Annotated in this window: 11 protein-coding genes and 3 pseudogenes; 7 read left to right on the top strand and 7 right to left on the bottom strand. The window is 57.2% G+C overall.

The window, feature by feature from the left end; all coding sequences use genetic code 11:
- Window positions 1-3 precede the first annotated feature (3 nt).
- A complete protein-coding gene (rep, locus tag IQK56_RS05950; RefSeq protein WP_099586000.1) occupies window positions 4-2,013 on the bottom strand; it encodes a DNA helicase Rep in 2,010 nt (669 codons plus the stop codon).
- A 267-nt stretch (window positions 2,014-2,280) separates the two neighbouring features.
- Here rep and IQK56_RS05945 point away from each other — a divergent pair, with 267 nt between their 5' ends.
- The gene (locus tag IQK56_RS05945) at window positions 2,281-3,948 is read left to right on the top strand and encodes a putative bifunctional diguanylate cyclase/phosphodiesterase (protein WP_122305851.1); all 1,668 of its coding nucleotides are present in this window, start codon (window positions 2,281-2,283) and stop codon (window positions 3,946-3,948) included.
- Window positions 3,949-3,983: 35 nt separating this feature from the next.
- Here IQK56_RS05945 and IQK56_RS05940 read toward each other — a convergent pair whose 3' ends face one another.
- The gene (locus IQK56_RS05940; protein WP_193863529.1) at window positions 3,984-5,387 is read right to left on the bottom strand and encodes a NorM family multidrug efflux MATE transporter; all 1,404 of its coding nucleotides are present in this window, start codon (window positions 5,385-5,387) and stop codon (window positions 3,984-3,986) included.
- Window positions 5,388-5,539: 152 nt separating this feature from the next.
- Between IQK56_RS05940 and IQK56_RS05935 the strand changes: the two genes are divergently transcribed.
- A complete protein-coding gene (locus tag IQK56_RS05935; RefSeq protein ID WP_122305853.1) occupies window positions 5,540-6,460 on the top strand; it encodes a LysR substrate-binding domain-containing protein in 921 nt (306 codons plus the stop codon).
- Between the two features lie 177 nt (window positions 6,461-6,637).
- A pseudogene (locus IQK56_RS05930) lies at window positions 6,638-8,613 on the top strand (methyl-accepting chemotaxis protein).
- Window positions 8,614-8,649: 36 nt separating this feature from the next.
- Here the strand turns inward: IQK56_RS05930 and IQK56_RS05925 are convergent.
- The 5 genes and pseudogenes from IQK56_RS05925 to IQK56_RS05905 all read right to left on the bottom strand — a co-directional run.
- Window positions 8,650-9,243: pseudogene (locus IQK56_RS05925) on the bottom strand (ATP-binding protein); the annotation flags it as partial.
- Between the two features lie 139 nt (window positions 9,244-9,382).
- Window positions 9,383-10,320 (bottom strand): annotated as a pseudogene (copD, locus tag IQK56_RS05920) (copper homeostasis membrane protein CopD).
- A gap of 3 nt (window positions 10,321-10,323) precedes the next feature.
- Window positions 10,324-10,707 (bottom strand): copper homeostasis periplasmic binding protein CopC, encoded by a 384-nt coding sequence (gene copC, locus IQK56_RS05915; protein WP_019821291.1) that lies wholly within the window; start codon window positions 10,705-10,707, stop codon window positions 10,324-10,326.
- Between the two features lie 368 nt (window positions 10,708-11,075).
- Complete coding sequence (locus IQK56_RS05910) at window positions 11,076-12,464, bottom strand: heavy metal sensor histidine kinase (RefSeq protein ID WP_193863530.1); 1,389 nt, start codon at window positions 12,462-12,464, stop codon at window positions 11,076-11,078.
- On the bottom strand, window positions 12,461-13,150 hold the full coding sequence (locus IQK56_RS05905; protein WP_024078225.1) for a heavy metal response regulator transcription factor: 690 nt from the start codon (window positions 13,148-13,150) through the stop codon (window positions 12,461-12,463). Before IQK56_RS05905 ends, IQK56_RS05910 begins: the two co-directional genes overlap by 4 nt.
- Before the next feature lie 207 nt (window positions 13,151-13,357).
- On the opposite strand from IQK56_RS05905, the gene IQK56_RS05900 reads away from it, so the two are divergent.
- From IQK56_RS05900 to IQK56_RS05885, 4 genes are all read left to right on the top strand, one after another.
- Complete coding sequence (locus IQK56_RS05900) at window positions 13,358-13,711, top strand: co-regulatory protein PtrA N-terminal domain-containing protein (RefSeq protein WP_024078227.1); 354 nt, start codon at window positions 13,358-13,360, stop codon at window positions 13,709-13,711.
- Window positions 13,712-13,875: 164 nt separating this feature from the next.
- Window positions 13,876-14,412, top strand: a complete 537-nt coding sequence (locus IQK56_RS05895; RefSeq protein WP_050683279.1) for a cupredoxin domain-containing protein — start codon at window positions 13,876-13,878, stop codon at window positions 14,410-14,412.
- Window positions 14,413-14,505: 93 nt separating this feature from the next.
- Window positions 14,506-14,769, top strand: a complete 264-nt coding sequence (locus IQK56_RS05890) for a DUF2933 domain-containing protein (protein ID WP_193863531.1) — start codon at window positions 14,506-14,508, stop codon at window positions 14,767-14,769.
- A 2-nt stretch (window positions 14,770-14,771) separates the two neighbouring features.
- Complete coding sequence (locus IQK56_RS05885) at window positions 14,772-17,129, top strand: heavy metal translocating P-type ATPase (protein WP_193863532.1); 2,358 nt, start codon at window positions 14,772-14,774, stop codon at window positions 17,127-17,129.
- Window positions 17,130-17,220 lie beyond the last annotated feature (91 nt).

Genomic DNA, 17,220 nt, shown 5'->3' with positions numbered 1-17,220 from the left:
ATTCTAGCGCTTTAACATCGCGCGTATGTCCGCCAGGGCGGTGTTGCCGCGCACGGCCTTCACCTCGGTCGGGGTGTCGTCATTGCCTTCCCAGGCCAGGTCATCCGGCGGCAGCTCATCCAGGAACCGGCTGGGGGCGCAATCGATGATCTCGCCATATTGCTTGCGCTTGGCAGCAAAGGTGAAGGCCAGGGTCTGACGTGCGCGGGTAATGCCCACGTAGGCCAGGCGCCGTTCTTCCTCGATGGTGTCGGCTTCGATACTGGAGCGGTGCGGGAGGATTTCCTCTTCCATGCCCATGATGAACACGTAGGGGAATTCCAGGCCCTTGGAGGCATGCAAGGTCATCATCTGTACACCTTCGGCGCCGTCTTCCTCTTCCTGCTGACGTTCGAGCATGTCGCGCAGCACCAGCTTGCCGATGGCGTCTTCGACGGTCATCTCGCCGTCTTCGTCTTTTTCCAGGGTGTTCTTCAGCGCTTCGATCAGGAACCAGACGTTGCCCATGCGGTAATCCGCGGCCTTGTCGCTGGAACTGTTGGTGCGCAGCCAGTTTTCATAGTCGATGTCCATGACCATGCTGCGCAGGGCGCTGATCGGGTCTTCGCCGGCGCATTGCTCGCGCACCTTGTCCATGAAGCGCTTGAAGCGCGCCAGGCGGTCGGTGAAACGCGTGTCCAGGTGCTCGCCCAGGCCGATCTCGTCGGTGGCGGCGTACATCGAAATCTTGCGTTCGGTGGCGTAGTTGCCGAGCTTTTCCAGGGTCGTCGAGCCGATTTCCCGGCGCGGCACGTTGATCACGCGCAGGAAGGCGTTGTCGTCGTCCGGGTTCACGATCAGCCGGAAGTAGGCCATCAGGTCCTTTACTTCCTGGCGTCCGAAAAAGCTGTTGCCCCCCGACAGCCGATACGGAATCTGGTGGTGCTGCAGCTTCAACTCGATCAGCTTGGCCTGGTAGTTGCCGCGATACAGGATCGCAAAGTCGCTGTAGGGCCGATCGGTACGCAGGTGCAAGGTGAGCAACTCGACGGCCACGCGCTCGGCTTCGGCATCTTCGTTGCGACAGCGGATCACGCGGATTTCATCGCCGTGGCCCATCTCACTCCACAGCTGTTTTTCAAACTCGTGGGGGTTGTTCGAGATCAGCACGTTGGCGCAGCGCAGGATACGGCTGGTGGAGCGGTAGTTCTGCTCCAGCATCACCACTTTCAAGGACGGGTAGTCGACCTTGAGCAGCATCAGGTTTTCCGGACGGGCGCCGCGCCAGGCGTAGATCGACTGGTCATCGTCGCCCACCACGGTGAACTGGTTGCGCTTGCCAATCAGCAACTTCACCAGCAAGTACTGGCTGGCGTTGGTGTCCTGGTATTCGTCCACCAGCAGGTAGCGCACCTTGTTCTGCCACTTTTCGAGGATGTCGGCGTGTTCCTGGAACAGCTTGACCGGCTGCAGGATCAAGTCGTCGAAATCCACCGCGTTGAACGCCTTGAGCGTGCGCTGATAGTGGGTGTAGACGATGGCGGCGGTCTGCTCCTTGGGATTGCGTGCGTTTTCCAGGGCTTCGGGCGGCAGGATCAGGTCGTTTTTCCAGGCGCCGATCATGTTCTTGATCTCGTCGACGCCGTCGTCGCCTGCGTATTCCTTCTGCATGATGTCGGTCATCAAGGCCTTGACGTCGGTCTCGTCAAAGATCGAGAAGCCCGGCTTGTAGCCCAGCCGTGCATGCTCCTTGCGGATGATGTTCAGCCCCAGGTTGTGGAAGGTACACACCGTGAGGCCACGGCCTTCGCCACCCTTGAGCAGGGTGCCGACCCGCTCTTTCATCTCGCGTGCGGCCTTGTTGGTAAAGGTCATGGCGACGATGTACTGGGCGCGGATGCCACAGCTCTGGATCAGGTGCGCGATCTTGCGGGTGATCACGCTGGTCTTGCCGGAACCGGCACCGGCGAGCACCAATAGAGGGCCGCCGACGTAGTTCACGGCTTCTTGCTGCCGGGGATTGAGTCGGGACATACAGAATTTAGGGAGTCGTTGTTCAAAAGGGCGGGCATTTTAACAGGCTGGAAAGATTCTGCTGCCCTGGATCGACGGTGTGACGTACCACTCGATCTAAATTTGCCGGTTTTGCTACTTTGCCGCAGGATGTCGAGGCTTTTTGCGCTTAAAACAGCGACAAATGCTTACACCTGCGCATTTGATAACCCCTATCATTGGTGATTATCAGGCCGCACGTCATAATGCCCGCCGCCAACGAAATTTTGCAGAGTCTAGGGAGCTAGCTTGTCTACGCCTGTCGAACCCTTGCGTTTGCTGCTACTGGCCGATACGCCTGAGTGGGCAGCGTTGTTGCGCGAGTGCCTGGCGCCGATGGGCGATGGGGCTGTGCTGATCAGCGCGCCAAACTGGGACTCGGTGAGTCGTCTGTTCGACGATGACGCCAGCGCCGTGCTGTTGACCACGTCCAGCCTGCAACCCGGCCCTGGCCAGTGCAGCTTGCCGTGCGTGTTGCTGTTGGAGCAGGAGCCGCTGGTTTCGCCGCTTGGCGTCAGTGACTGGCTGATCCGTGATGCACTGGACGCCGACATACTGCGCCGCTGCCTGCGTCATGTGCGTGAGCGCGGCGTGCTGGAAAACACCCTGCAACGCCTGGCCGAGCAAGACCCGCTCACCGGTATCGCCAACCGCCAGGGCTTCCAGACCCTCCTTACGGCGCGGCTGGCCGAGAACGAAGGCCGTGGCCTGGCCCTCGGTCACCTGGACCTCGACAACTTCCGCCACGCCAACGATGCCCTCGGCCACCAGGCCGGCGACCGCTTGATCCTGCAAGTGGTTTCGCGGCTCAAGAGCCAACTTGAAATCGGCGACCAACTGGCACGCCTGGGCAGCGACGAGTTCGCCTTGCTGATTGACACCCGCCGCGCACCGCAACGCGCAGAGTGGATGGCCGAGCGCATCACCGAAGCCATGGCCGAGCCGTACTGGGTGGATGGCGAAAGCCTGCTGATCGGTTGCAGCCTGGGCGTGGCCCATGCCCGCGCCCGCGCTGGCGCCGACCCATTGATGTGGCACGCCCATATCGCCATGCAGCAGGCCAAGAGCACCCAAGGCTGTACCTTCCATATCTTCAACGAACGCATCAACCGCAACGCGCGCAGCCTCGCCGATCTGGAAAGTGAACTGCGCCGCGCCTTGCGCCGCGATGAACTGGAACTGCACTACCAGCCGCGCCTGGACCTGGATGACGGCCACATCGTCGGCCTCGAAGCGCTGGTGCGCTGGCGCCACGGCGAGCGTGGCCTGCTGCCGCCCAGCGAGTTCGTGCCTTTGGCCGAGCAGAGCGGCCTGATCGTACCGTTGGGCTACTGGGTGATCTCCCGCGCCCTGCGCGACATGCAAGACCTGCGCGAGCGCGGCCTGCCGCCGTTGCACATGGCGGTCAACCTGTCGTTCCGCCAGTTCCAGGACAGCCAGTTGCTCTCAACCCTCAGCCGGCTGATCGCCGAACGCGGTGTGGACGCGCGATGGCTGGAGTTCGAACTGACTGAAACGGCTGTGATGCGCCGCAGCGATCTGGTCAAGCAGACCATGGACGCCCTCGGCCGGCTCGGTGTGCGGTTTTCCCTGGACGACTTCGGCACCGGTTTCTCCTCGTTCGTGCACCTCAACAGCCTGCCGATTGCCTTGTTGAAGATCGACAAGAGTTTTGTCGGCGGCATGGAAGAGCGCGAAGAGAACCGCAAGCTGGTGCACGCGATGATCAACCTGGCCCACAACCTCAACCTGGAAGTGGTGGCCGAGGGCGTGGAAACCCCGGAGCAACTCGCGTTGCTGAGGCTGTTCGGCTGCGACCAGGCCCAGGGTTACCTGATCAGCAAGCCGCTGCCCCTGCCGGAGTTGGTGGATTACCTGACATTCGGCAAGGGCCAGCAGGCGCTGTTGGGCTGCTGATCTGCAAACCCAATCAACTGTGGGAGGGTAGGGCTTTACTCTGTTTGTGCAGCCTGAAACGAGGCTTGAACCTCAGGCTCCTGGCGAATCATGCGCTTCATCTTCGCTTCAAACGCCCAGGTCAGGCTGACTGCCGCACAGGCCAGCCCCAGCGCCAATCCCCACCACACACCGGTCGGCCCCCAGCCTAGGGTGAACGCCATCAACCAGGCCGAAGGCGCGCCGATCAACCAGTAGCAGCCCAGCCCCACCAGGAAGGTGGTCTTGGCGTCCTTGAGCCCCCGGATGCAGCCCATGGCGATGGTCTGCACGCCATCGAACAACTCGAACCAGGCTGCGACGGCCAGCAGGCTGACGGCGAGCACGATCACCTCGTGGAACGCCGGGTCGTCATGGTCCAGGAACAGGCCGATCAGCGGGTCGGAAAACAGCCACAACATCACGGCAAATCCCAACATCACCGTCGCCCCAAAGCTGATACCGACGCGACCGGCCATGCGCGCCTGCAACAATTGACCGGCTCCGTAGTGCTGGCCGATGCGCATGGTCACCGCGTAGGACATGCCCGCCGGGACCATGAATGCCACCGAGACGATTTGCAGGGCAATCTGATGCGCCGCCAGTTGCGTACTGCCCATGGTGCCCATGCACAGCGCAGCAAAGGCAAACAACCCGACTTCTACCGCATAGGTGCCGCCAATCGGCAGGCCCAGGCGCCACAATTCACGCAGGTACCGGGTGTTGAGGCGCAGCAGGCCGGCGCTTAGCGGGTAGGCGGCGTAAGCGCGGTTGCTGCGGATGTACCACATCAATGTCAGGGCCATGCCATTGGCGACGATGGCAGTGACCAGGCCAATACCCATCAAGCCGAGTTTCGGCAGGCCGAACATGCCTTCGATCAACGCGTGATTGAGCAGGTAGTTCAGTACCGTGCCACCGAGGCTGATCACCATCACCGGGGTGGCCTTGCCGATGGCGCTGGTGAAGCCGCGCAAGGCCATGAAACTCAGGTAGCCGGGCAGGGCGAATGGCAACAGGGTCAGGAATTGCCCCGCCGACTGCACGTTGGTATCGGTCTGGCCGAACATCAACAGCACCGGTTTGAGGTTCCATAGCAGCAGCGCCGCGGCCAGGGCCATCAGCCAGGCGAGCCACAGCCCGGCCTGTGTCAGGCGGGTGGCACCTTCGATGTCGCCGGCGCCGTGACGGATCGCCACCAAGGTGCCCACGGCGGCGATCACGCCAATGCAGAAGATCGACACGAACGAATAGCTCGCCGCGCCCAGGCCTCCACCGGCCAAGGCTTCGGGGCTCAGGCGCGCCATCATCAGGGTGTCGGTGAGCACCATCAGCATGTGCGCCAACTGTGAGGCAATCAACGGCCCTGACAGCCGCAGGATGGCCCAGAGTTCGGTACGTGCCGGATGCTGCATGATCATCACACTCAGAAAGTCGGAGGGTCGGGGAGGGTTCGATTCTCGGCGCTCTCAGCCTATTGCACAAAGGGATAAAAGCGATCATTCGCATGATTAAAACTCATGCAAGATTGATTCTGGTAGGGTTTAGGCATCCTGCTGTCGGAGCTTTCCGTATGTCGCGTCGTCTTCCTCCTCTTTACGCCTTGCGGGCATTTGAAGCAGCCTCCCGGCACAACTCCTTTACCCGTGCCGCCGAAGAACTGTCGATTACCCAGAGTGCGGTGAGCCGACATATCCGCACCCTGGAAGAGCATTTTGCCTGCCGCCTGTTCCAACGAAGTGGCCGTAACCTTCAGCTCACCGAATCTGCGCGCCTGCTGTTGCCCGGTGTGCGCGAGGGGTTCGCGGCGCTGGAGCGGGCCTGCCATACCTTGAACGCCGACGATGACATCCTGCGCATGAAGGCGCCGTCCACCCTGACCATGCGCTGGTTGTTGGCGCGGCTCAGCCGCTTTCGGGCGTTACAACCGGGCAATGAAGTGCAACTGACCAGCGCCTGGATGAATGTGGATGAAGTGGATTTCAATCAAGAGCCTTTCGACTGTGCGGTGCTGTTGAGCTATGGGCACTTTCCGGCGGATTGGGAGGCCAGCTATTTGTTCCCTGAGCTGTTGATACCCGTGGGCGCGCCGAACCTGTTGAGCGATGGCCCTTGGGACGTAAACCGCCTGGCCGGTACCGAGTTGCTGCACCCCACACCCGACCGCAGGGATTGGCGCAAATGGCTGGAGCGCATGGGGCTGTCGAACCAGGTATCGCTCAAGGGCGGGCAGGTGTTCGATACGCTTGAGCTGGGCATGATTGCTGCCGCTCGTGGTTATGGCGTGTCCATGGGCGATCTGCTGATGGTGGCCGAAGATGTCGCGCAGGGACGCTTGAGTCTGCCGTGGCCGACGGCGGTAGCGAGTGGGGAAAGTTACTATCTGGTGTGGCCGAAAACCCGTCCGGGTGGTGAACGCTTGCGGCGCCTGGCGGATTTCCTCCAGAGCGAGGTGCATTCCATGGTTTTACCTGCCGTCGAACGCCTCAATTGAAGGGTTCGCGCCTTATCACGCAACCGTTTGCGTGATACCCCTGCGATCCGCTCAAGTATTGCCAGGCGCAGCCGAAGTAGGTGTGTTGGAACCATCGTGCACCAACGTTTCCCACCAGATAATTTGCCGAGCAGCGCTATGAGATCAGGATGATCCTGGCCTCGGCCAGGAGCTGTCATGTCTCAACCTCGCGCCCGGATCGCCTCGCAGTTAGGCCTCGCGTTAGCCGTGATTTTGGCTGTCGTCATCAGCGGCAGTACTGTTTTCGCCTTGCGTTCCCTCGATTCCGCCAACCTCGATACCCGCGAGGAGCACCTGGCCAGCGAAGCGCGATTGCTCGCCGACCAACTCAATACGTTCCACAGCACGCTGCGCGAGAGCACCCAGCGGCTGACCGGACTGTTTGAGAAGCGCTTCAGCGCCGGGTTGCGGGTGCAGGCGGACCAGATGGTCGCGGTGGCCGGGGTCCAGACGCCGAGCTTGTTGCTGGGCAGCGAAGTGCTCAACAACAACTTCACTGAAGTCGACGAGTTCAAGCAGATGTCCGGCGGCGTGGCCACCGTGTTTGTGCGCAGCGGCGACGACTTTGTCCGCGTCAGCACCTCCCTGACCAAGCAGGACGGCAGCCGCGCCATTGGCACTGTGCTTGACCGCCAGGGGCCGGCTTACCAGCGTGTGCTCGGTGGCCAGGCGTATATCGGCCGCGCGGTGTTGTTCGACCGCTCCTACATGACCCAGTACAGCCCCGTGCGCGACACCAGCGGCAAAGTGATCGCCGTGCTGTTCATCGGTTTTGACTACACCGACGCCCAGGCCGCGCAGTTCGAGAACCTCAAGCGCTTTCGCATCGGCCAGACCGGTTCCCTGGCGTTGCTAGACGAGCAGAAGCGCTGGCTGGTGCCGCCAGCCGGTGTGCAGGCGTTGGATCAAGCGGTTCCTGTGATGTTGGACTTGGCCAGACCCCAGGTAAAGGTCGCTTCTGGAGCGATAAGAACGAAGACTTCTACAGCGTTTCGGTGCCCTTCGATGGCGGCCCATGGGCCGTGGTCGCGAGCATGCCGAAAGCTGAAATCCGCGCGGTGACCTGGGCAGTAGGCATTCGCCTGGTGATCGGCAGCGTGCTGGCGATGCTGCTGGCGGTAGGCGCTACGGTGTGGCTGCTGCGCAGCAAACTGCAGCCGTTGAGCGACCTGGTGCGCCAGGCCGAAGCCTTGGGCGCGGGCGACTTGAGTGCGCGTCTCAACGTGTCGAGCCATGATGAAATCGGCCAACTGGCGCGCAGCTTCAATCAGATGGGTGAAGCGCTGTCGACCATGGTTTCCCACATCCGCAATGCGGCCGAAGAGGTCAACAGCCGTGCCCAGGCGTTGTCCGGGTTGTCCGGCGGGGCTTATGAGGGCATGGAGCAGCAGTCCGGAGAAATCACCAGCATGGCCGGCGCGGTGGAAGAGTTCAGTGCAACGTCGCTGAATATCGCCGACAACATGGGCAACACCGAGCGTCTGGCCCAAGAGAATGCCCAGCAAACCCGTATCGGCCGTACCTCGATGCAGGAAGCCTCATCGTCACTGGAACATATCGCCACCGCCCTGAACAGCACAGCCACAGTGATCAACACCTTGGGCCAACGTTCTCAGGAAATCGGCGGCATTGTCGGCGTGATCACCTCCATTGCCGAACAGACCAACCTGCTGGCGCTCAACGCCGCTATCGAAGCTGCACGCGCCGGTGAGCAGGGCCGCGGGTTTGCCGTGGTGGCTGATGAAGTACGTAACCTGGCCTCGCGCACCCGCGAAGCCACCGATGAAATTTCCGGGATGATCCAGAGCATCCAGCGGGAGACAGGGAACGCCATCAGCACCATGGAACACGGCAACACGCTGATGCAGGAAGGCCTGTCGCGCAACGCCGACGTGGCCTCGGCCCTGGCGCGTATCGACGAGCAGAGCCGTTCGGCCGGCCAGCAGTTCGCGGCGATCACCACGGCAACGCAAGAGCAAAGCAGCACCGCGACGTTGCTCAGCAGCAACTTGCAGAGCATTGCGCTGGCCAACAGCGAGCAGCGGGAAGTGGTGTCGAACCTGGCGATTACAGCCAAGGAACTGGAGACGTTGGCGGCTGGCTTGCGGCATGAAGTGGATCGCTTCCGCTGAAGCCATTGCGGTACAAAAATGTGGGTGGCGCCAGGCTCAATTGATCGCAGCCGGGCGGTATTGCAGCGCCTCCTTCAGATGGTCCCGGCTGATATTGTCCACTTGATCCAGATCCGCCAGGGTGCGCGCCACTTTAAGCAACCGATGAGCCGCCCGCAGCGACAAAGTCAGCCGCTCGCAGGCGCTCTCCAGCCAGCTTTCATCGGCTTTCGCCAACTGACAGTGCTCACGCAGCCTCGGCAGATCAAGAAAGGCGTTGGCACAACCCTGGCGCTGTTGCTGGCGTTCCCGCGCATCGGCCACCTGGGCTGAGGCCGTTGCCGTGGTATCTCCAGCCTGCTGGGTGGGATTGAGCGCAGTGGTTTCACGCGCCACGGTCAGGTGCAGATCAATCCGATCCAGCAAGGGGCCAGACAGCTTGTTGCGATACCGCTGGATCTGTTCCGGCGTGCAGCGACAACGCCCAGTGGGCTCACCCATGTAACCGCAAGGGCAGGGGTTCATCGCCGCTACCAGCTGAAAGCGCGCCGGGAAACTCACGCGGTCGCGGGCGCGGGAAATCACGATATGGCCCGACTCCAAGGGTTCACGCAAAACCTCCAGCACCTTGCGATCAAATTCCGGTATTTTGCTGTTTGAGACGTTAATCACAAAAAGTTGTCAAAAATACGCTGATCAGCCCTCCGCTGTGATTAGTCGAGTTTGGCGTTCGGGTCAGGTGAGATGCAGGTTTCCAAGAAGCTCGTCACCTCTCCGAAGTCAGGTACATCTATTCCGCGCTCATTTCCATTTCCGGACTTAAAGTGCCTAACCATGCGACAAGGCAAATTATGATGACTGCCATTAAAAACTCGAGTGTCATGCTGCGGCGCAAGGCATTGACCGCGGCAGAGTACTCTCCATTTCGAACTGACCGCTCCAATACCGGACTTAGGTGAAAGCGGTTCAGCGTGGCTAACACGATCATCCCGGCAAAGAGCAGGACCTTCAAAAACAGCAGTACACCGTACGTAGTGAGCATCACTTCATCGAGATTTGGACCGATGACAAACAGGTAATTCACTACGCCTGTGATGCTTATAATCACTACGATTACAGCGCCGGCCGATTCAAAACCAGTCAGCACCCGTGCAAGAATTCGAGCTTCTTGTTCGCCCTTTAGCGATTTCAACCGCAGCAGTAGAGCGAATGCCAATAGAGCACCCAGCCAGCCACCTGCGGCTAGAAGATGGAATATATCGGTTATGAAATGCCAGTAGCGTCGGCTGCCTTCATCCATGGCGCCGTGCCCTGTCCAAGCCAACGTCGCCAACGCAATCGCTCCGCATACGGTGACGATCCAGAGACTGGGTGTCGGAAATCGCTTGTTCAACGCGACGCCAATAATTGCCAACACCAAGGCAGCTATTCGGACCATCCAGGTCAACCCGACGTCGTCCCCATGAGGACCATTTCAAAAATATGGTGATGTAGCTCCATAAGCTCCGACACACCGCTCATTGCTTTCGCAAGCAACAGCATGGCGACAAGGGATAGAGCTACACCTGCAACAGAAGTACCGTAAAGAAGCGACTCAAAATTCAAGACCGTGCCCGATACTCTTTCCTTTCCCCTGAGGCTGTACAAGCCGAAAATTGCCAATCCGAATAACAACATCAGGTCGAAATAAAGAGCAAAGCGAACCACAATATTTATTGAGTCGCTCATAAATCATTTCACTTTAAATGAGAAGTTGCCGGTGATCGGGTGAGTATCCGAGGAGACAGCACGCCATTCGACTTTGTAGGTACCGGTGGTCAGAGGTGCTGCCGGTGTAATCACCATCGTTTTCGGATCACCGCCACCAGCGACGGCGGCCTTAACACCCATTGGGGAGTTCGGCATGCCAGGCATATCGGTCATGATCAGTTTTGCACCGGAAAACTGAGTGGTGAGATTCTCAGAAAAGTGCAGTTCAATTTTCGAAGGGGCCGCCGCATTCGAGCCTTCTGCCGGAGTCGAAGAAAGGAGCTTTGGATGTGCTTGAGCAACTGCACTCAGAAGCAAACCAGCGGTAAGTGCAACAGCTACGGTCGTAGTTTTAAGGAATGACATGCAAGACTCCTCACAGCAAGAGCTGTTGATTCGAGGTTTGTTTGGGAATATCTAGTTTTTACTTTTCGATTCTTGTTAAAACCACTGATGATTAGCTAGTAGCCTTGTTCTAGGGCAGGGTGAACACGAGAAACTCACTAGGCCCCAACGTCACAGTGCAAGAACACGATGCCACACGAACGCAAACTGTTCGATTACATTTCAGTCAGCTTGACGCGGGTGCTTGGCCGCGAATTGGCGGGCGTAGCGGGATTTAAAGACGAGACCGCGTGCCCGCGATACCAGGGTTTTCACTCATTCAAAAATAACGAAAGTGGAACGCGGGGCGCAGTCTGAGAGATCGCCGTTGATCACAAATGTGCCGTTGTTCAGCTGACCTTCAAGTCAACACTAGGAAACTCTAGATGAAAGGCCGTTTTCCCGTCGCATGACGTACACCAGATCTTGCCATCATGCGCTTCAATAATTGATCGGGTAATCGACAGACCTAGCCCTGCGTTGCTTGGACTTCCTTCTCGCCGCGCTGGGTCCACGCGATAAAAACGATCGAAAAGCTTTTCAAGGTGTTCGGGGGCAATGGGTTCTCCGTGGTTCTCCACGACGACCAATACCGACATCTCCTTCTGGAGGATTTCGACACTGATCGTCTTCCCTTCATAGGTGTAGCGCAGCGCATTTGAGAGCAGATTAGAAATGGCTCTGTGGAGCATAAGAACATCGCCTCGAACACTGCCCCTTCCTGAAACCGTGAGCTCAATACCTCGCTCATCAGCCAACAGGCGGTAGTATTCGAGCAATTTCTCTACGACTTCCACCAAGTCTATCGGTTTGTTCTCGTGCGTGATCAGACCATTGTCAGACTTCGCCAGAAAAAGCATGTCATCAATCATTCGCCCCATACGCTTCAAATCATCAAGATTTGAGTACAGATTGTCTTCGTAGTCCTCGATATTCCTTTTTCTAGAAAGCACCACTTCGGTGTGGGTCATCAAGTTGCTGACGGGGGTCCGCAACTCGTGAGCAATGTCCGCAGAGAAATTCGATAAGCGAACAAACGCATCGTCCAACCTAGATAACATTGCGTTGAATGACAGCACCATTTGCTGAAGTTCTTTGGGAACCGGTGCTAATGGAATTCGTTCTTTGAGTGATTTAGCTGACATTGAGGCCGCGACCTGAGTGACTTGGCGAATAGGCCGCAGGCCACTGCTTGCAACCATCCAGCCCAGCGCCGCACTGACCAGCGCGCTGATCACCAGCCCTATCCAAAACCATCGCTCTAGCGTCTCGAAAAAGGACATGTGCTGAGTAACGTCAAAGATCAACATGACAGTCAATGGCTTGTCTTGCCCCGTCACAACGGCTTGTGCTGTCACGCCACGGAACATCTGCTCTTGATCTCGCCACTCCCAGACGTTGTTGTTTGGGATTGTGCGGAATTCCTCCGGAACATCGACGGGACCGGGATCAGCAAACAGTATTTTGCCGCCGCCATCGATTATCAGGGCAGTCAAATCACGGTGAGCGCCAAGCAACGCCTCCAGCTCAGGCTTAACATCACTGAATTGATCAATGCTGTTCAACCCCGTTAGAATTCTTTGAGTCGAATGGAGTTTTTCGTTCAGCGCCTGCTGATCCAGCATCTTGAAGTGATGCCGGCTGAGGTTATTGAAACTGAGTCCGGCAACGGTGAGAACGGCCGTTACCGCGAGCATGAACATCAGACTCATGCGAGTCGTCAGGGACATCCGGTTCATTCCGACTCCGAATCAGGTGCGTCGAGCATGTAACCCATTCCCCTTGAGGTATGAATCAACTTGACCTCAAAGTCGTCATCTATCTTGGCTCTCAACCTTCTCACTGCAACCTCGATAACATTGGTATCGCTGTCGAAGTTCATATCCCAAACCTGGGAGGCGATAAGTGACTTTGGCAGCACCTCCCCTCGACGTCGTAGCAACAGCTCAAGCAACGCAAACTCTTTGGCCGTAAGGTCTATGCGCTTACCTCCACGAATGGCCCGACGCTTGAGCAGGTCCACCTCCAGATCAGCCAATTTCATATAGGTTTGCGAGGGAGCGCCGTTACCCCGACGCAGCAATGTTCTGACGCGAGCCAACAGTTCAGAAAATGCGAAGGGTTTGATCAGGTAATCATCTGCCCCGAGTTCAAGTCCTTTCACTCGATCCTCAACGCGGTCCCGCGCCGTGAGGAAGAGCACGGGAACATCTTTTCCGGATGCACGAACCTTCTGAAGTACTTCCCAGCCATCCAGCCCGGGCATCATGACGTCTAAAATCAGCAGGTCATAGGCCTCGCTCAAAGCGTGCTGTAGCGCCACTTTGCCATTGGTAAAGCGATCCACATTGAACCCCGCCTCCGTGAGTCCTTGCTGCAAATAGATACCTATTTTGGGTTCGTCTTCAGCAACCAGAAGTCTCATGAGGGTGGCTCTCGGATAATGATGAAGCGCAGTCTGCAACGAAACACGCCAGCCAACCAGCAACTGACAGAAAAGTAATATTGGCTTCAGGTAGATGTCAGCGAGCGCTGTCTAGGGTTCAAGCATGAGTACTTCCTGGTGCTCGACCGACTCTTCAGCATGAAACGTTTGGGAGCCGGAAAAATCATTCCATAAGGAGTTGCCCCCATGAATCGCCTGAAAATGCTGTTTTTTGTGAGCTCAATACTCGTCTCAGCTTCTGTATGGGCTGAAAGTGGCGGAGACCGGGTGATAGAGCGTATGGAAGGCCTGCGCGACAGGGCTGAAGCCGTACTGATTCAAGCTGAAAAAGCCCCTGAAGGACAACGTCATGTCCACATGGCCGAGCATATGAAGATGCTCGGCGACATCATGAGCCAACTCCATAAAGATCATCCAGACGCCTCAATGTCACCCCAGCAGCACCTGGCCTGGATGGAAAAACACGACAAAATTGTCGACGACGTTCTGAGTCAAATGCAACGCGAGCACAAGCTGATGCTTTCAGAGAACCACCAGTGAGCAACTCGCTGGAAAGAGCTTTTTAAACAGTCTTGTTGAATGCGGCGTCATCTGGACGCCGTATTTATTTCGAAAACTGACGGAAATGTAATGTTCAGGTCAGTTAACTGGCAGCTCCGCATCATTAGCATAGCCGGTGCTTCCCACTTACTCCCGAGGTCACCATGAAAGCTAAGCTCGTTACCCCAGTCATCGCAGCAATCACCCTGCTATTCGGTGCAACGGCCATGGCAGGCGTAGGTCATGGGAAAGAGGACATCGGTCGTCCTGGAGTCGCCTCTGAGGTTACCCGTACGGTGGAGGTTGAGATGGGTGATCTTTTCTTCAAGCCTGAAAGCATCGACGTAAAACCTGGTGAAACCATTCGATTTGTCCTTCGCAATGAGGGTTTGATGCTGCACGAGTTCAACATCGGCAAAGCCGCTGCTCATGCAGCGCACCAAAAAGAAATGGTAAGCATGCTCCAGAACGGGACGCTGACCCCCACTGGTACCGGGAAAGCGATGAGCGACATGGGCCACAGCATGGGTGGAATGAAGATGGTCGGAATGGAACACAACGACCCGAACAGCATCCTGATCGAGCCAGGCGCAACCCAGGAGTTAATCTGGACCTTCAACAACAGCACTGGGCTTCAGTTTGCCTGCAACATGCCGGCGCATTATCAATCGGGGATGGTCGGTCAGTTTGACCTGAAATAAGCCAGAGCTGGCTGCTAACACCGCTTCGATACAAGAGTTGGCTACGCTCTGTCGCAGAGATCACAGCAATGCTCACACAGTGGGGTATAGATCATGAATAACCATCAGCATCCGGATGGAAACACCACCGCACCATTTTGGAGGCGCAAAACAGGCGTTGTACTGATCATGCTTATTGCGATTGGTGCCTTTTACGTTTTGCGGGAGCATTTCAGCCACGTTTATCCATTTTGGCCTTATCTGATTCTGTTGATCTGTCCATTGATGCATTTTTTTGGACATGGACATGGACATGGACATGGCGGACATAGCCATGGCGATCAGACAGCAACCAACAAGGACGAAAAAGGGAAATAGCCATGCCTACCATATCGAGCCACCACGAACACAGTCACGCCCATGCTGCTCCGCTCAATGACGATGATCTGCGTGACCCGGTGTGCGGAATGGCAGTCACTTCACCAAGTAAATTTGGTGAGTCTTATCAGGGACAGGCATATCAATTTTGTAGCCTGAAATGCCAGGAGAAGTTTCGAGCGGATCCTGAACGCTACAGCGGGAATGTTTCGAGCGCCGAATCCCGCGCCACCACTCCAGAGTCTGCGGTACAAACAGGCACTGAATTTACCTGTCCGATGCACCCGGAAATACGCCAGCCCGGACCAGGCAACTGCCCTAAATGTGGCATGACATTAGAGCCAGTCATGCCCGCGCTCGATGAAGAAGAAAATCCTGAACTCCGTGATTTCGCCCGACGCTTTTGGTGGTCGCTGCCATTAACAGTGCTAGTGACCGTACTCGCCATGGTGGGACACCCGTTACAACTCCTTCATGGCTCGATCCAAAACTGGATCGAGCTCGCTCTGGCGACTCCGGTGACCTTATGGGCAGGTTGGCCCTTTTTTGTAAGGGGTATAGCCTCTATTAGAAATCGCAGTCCAAACATGTGGACTCTGATTGGTTTGGGTACCGCCGCAGCCTATCTTTACAGCGTCGCGGCAACGGTATTTCCTCAAAGTTTTCCCACCACTTTCATGCAAGATGGACGCATCGGCGTCTACTTCGAAGCCGCCGCAGTCATCATCTCGCTGACCTTGCTTGGGCAGATTCTTGAGCTCAAAGCCCGATCGCAAACTTCCGCCGCCATTAAGTCCCTACTCGGCCTGTCGCCCAAAACCGCACGCCGGATCAATGCCGATGGCCAGGAGGAAGACATTCCTCTCACCCATGTTCACCTAGGAGACCACTTACGGGTCAGACCAGGTGAAAAGGTGCCAGTTGATGGTTCAGTACTGGAGGGTGAAAGTGCGGTGGATGAGTCCATGCTCACTGGCGAGCCAGTGCCGGTAATGAAGAGAGCTGGAGATAGCCTGATCGGCGCCACGCTGAATACACATGGGAGCTTGGTAATGGAGGCGCAGAAGGTCGGCGCCGAGACCATGCTGTCACAGATCGTACAGATGGTCGCTCGGGCACAGCGCTCCAAAGCACCAATGCAACGAATGGCCGACTCGATTGCCGGTTACTTTGTGATGGGTGTTATCGCGATTGCGATACTGACATTTGTCGGTTGGGGGCTTTTTGGCCCTGAGCCCAGTTGGGTGTTTGGTCTGATCAACGCTGTCGCCGTGCTGATCATCGCTTGCCCCTGTGCGTTGGGTCTTGCTACGCCCATGTCGATCATGGTTTCGACAGGTAAAGCAGCCAGCATGGGCGTGCTGTTTAGGGATGCCAGTGCCATCGAAAACCTTTGCAAGATCGACACGCTGATTGTCGATAAGACAGGCACCCTGACAGAGGGACGGCCAGTGTTTCACAGTGTGGAGGCCACACCCAGTTTCAATCCCCACGATGTTCTTCAGCTGGCTGCCAGCCTTGATCAGGGCAGCGAACATCCCTTGGCTCATGCCATCGTCGATCACGCCCGAACCGAGAACATTAAGCTCACCAAGCCAGAATCCTTTGAGTCTGGTTCAGGTATCGGGGTCAGTGGCATCGTTGATGGCAAGAAGATCCAGCTGGGGAACACCGCGTTAATGGAAGCCGCAGGCGTGAACACCAAGCCCCTACAAAAGCGTGCAGAGTTGTTGCGTCTTGACGGCATCAGCATCATCTACCTCGCAGTCGACGGGGTATTGGCAGGGTTGCTGGCAGTATCAGATCCAATTAAACCGACCTCCAAAGAAGCAGTCACCAAGCTCAAGGCTGATGACATCAAAATCATCATGGCTACTGGCGACGGGCTCACCACCGCTCGGGCTGTCGCCAGGGAGATGGGGATTGAAGAAGTCCACGGTGAAGTGAAACCTCAGGACAAGGAGCGTCTGGTCGCAGACCTCCAGCAATACGGCCGGAAGGTCGCCATGGCTGGTGACGGTATCAACGATGCTCCGGCCCTGGCGCGAGCAGATGTGGGCATTGCCATGGGGACAGGGACTGACGTTGCGATGAATAGCGCGCAACTCACGCTGGTAAAAGGCGACCTGATGGGGATTTTACGAGCAAGGGCTCTTTCGGTCGCAACAGTAAGAAACATGCGGCAAAACTTGGGTTTCGCTTTTATTTACAACTCGATGGGTATTCCCCTCGCCGCAGGCCTGCTTTACCCGCTGACGGGGCACCTACTGTCACCAATGATCGCTGCGCTAGCCATGAGCGTCAGTTCTGCGTCTGTAGTTTTCAATGCTTTGAGACTGAGGAATACCCGAATAGATTGAGCATCACCGATGCTCGCAGCCCGAAATACATAACTCTTGACCTTGCCATGGTGTCAACGTTGATCCTGTTGTTGCGGTGAAAAGAGACCGC

Source organism: Pseudomonas cyclaminis (genome assembly GCF_015163715.1).
GTDB classification, from domain to species: domain Bacteria; phylum Pseudomonadota; class Gammaproteobacteria; order Pseudomonadales; family Pseudomonadaceae; genus Aquipseudomonas; species Aquipseudomonas cyclaminis.
The sequence above is the reverse complement of the archived record's forward strand: the minus strand, read 5'-3'. Positions and strand labels throughout refer to the sequence as shown.

What these genes read in the sequence shown, in the direction of transcription:
- rep (WP_099586000.1), bottom strand. Translation starts at nt 2,013, where the DNA reads ATGTCCCGACTCAATCCCCGGCAGCAAGAAGCCGTGAACTACGTCGGC.
- IQK56_RS05940 (WP_193863529.1), bottom strand. Translation starts at nt 5,387, where the DNA reads ATGATCATGCAGCATCCGGCACGTACCGAACTCTGGGCCATCCTGCGG.
- IQK56_RS05935 (WP_122305853.1), top strand. Translation starts at nt 5,540, where the DNA reads ATGTCGCGTCGTCTTCCTCCTCTTTACGCCTTGCGGGCATTTGAAGCA.
- copC (WP_019821291.1), bottom strand. Translation starts at nt 10,707, where the DNA reads ATGTCATTCCTTAAAACTACGACCGTAGCTGTTGCACTTACCGCTGGT.
- IQK56_RS05910 (WP_193863530.1), bottom strand. Translation starts at nt 12,464, where the DNA reads ATGAACCGGATGTCCCTGACGACTCGCATGAGTCTGATGTTCATGCTC.
- IQK56_RS05905 (WP_024078225.1), bottom strand. Translation starts at nt 13,150, where the DNA reads ATGAGACTTCTGGTTGCTGAAGACGAACCCAAAATAGGTATCTATTTG.
- IQK56_RS05900 (WP_024078227.1), top strand. Translation starts at nt 13,358, where the DNA reads ATGAATCGCCTGAAAATGCTGTTTTTTGTGAGCTCAATACTCGTCTCA.
- IQK56_RS05895 (WP_050683279.1), top strand. Translation starts at nt 13,876, where the DNA reads ATGAAAGCTAAGCTCGTTACCCCAGTCATCGCAGCAATCACCCTGCTA.
- IQK56_RS05890 (WP_193863531.1), top strand. Translation starts at nt 14,506, where the DNA reads ATGAATAACCATCAGCATCCGGATGGAAACACCACCGCACCATTTTGG.
- IQK56_RS05885 (WP_193863532.1), top strand. Translation starts at nt 14,772, where the DNA reads ATGCCTACCATATCGAGCCACCACGAACACAGTCACGCCCATGCTGCT.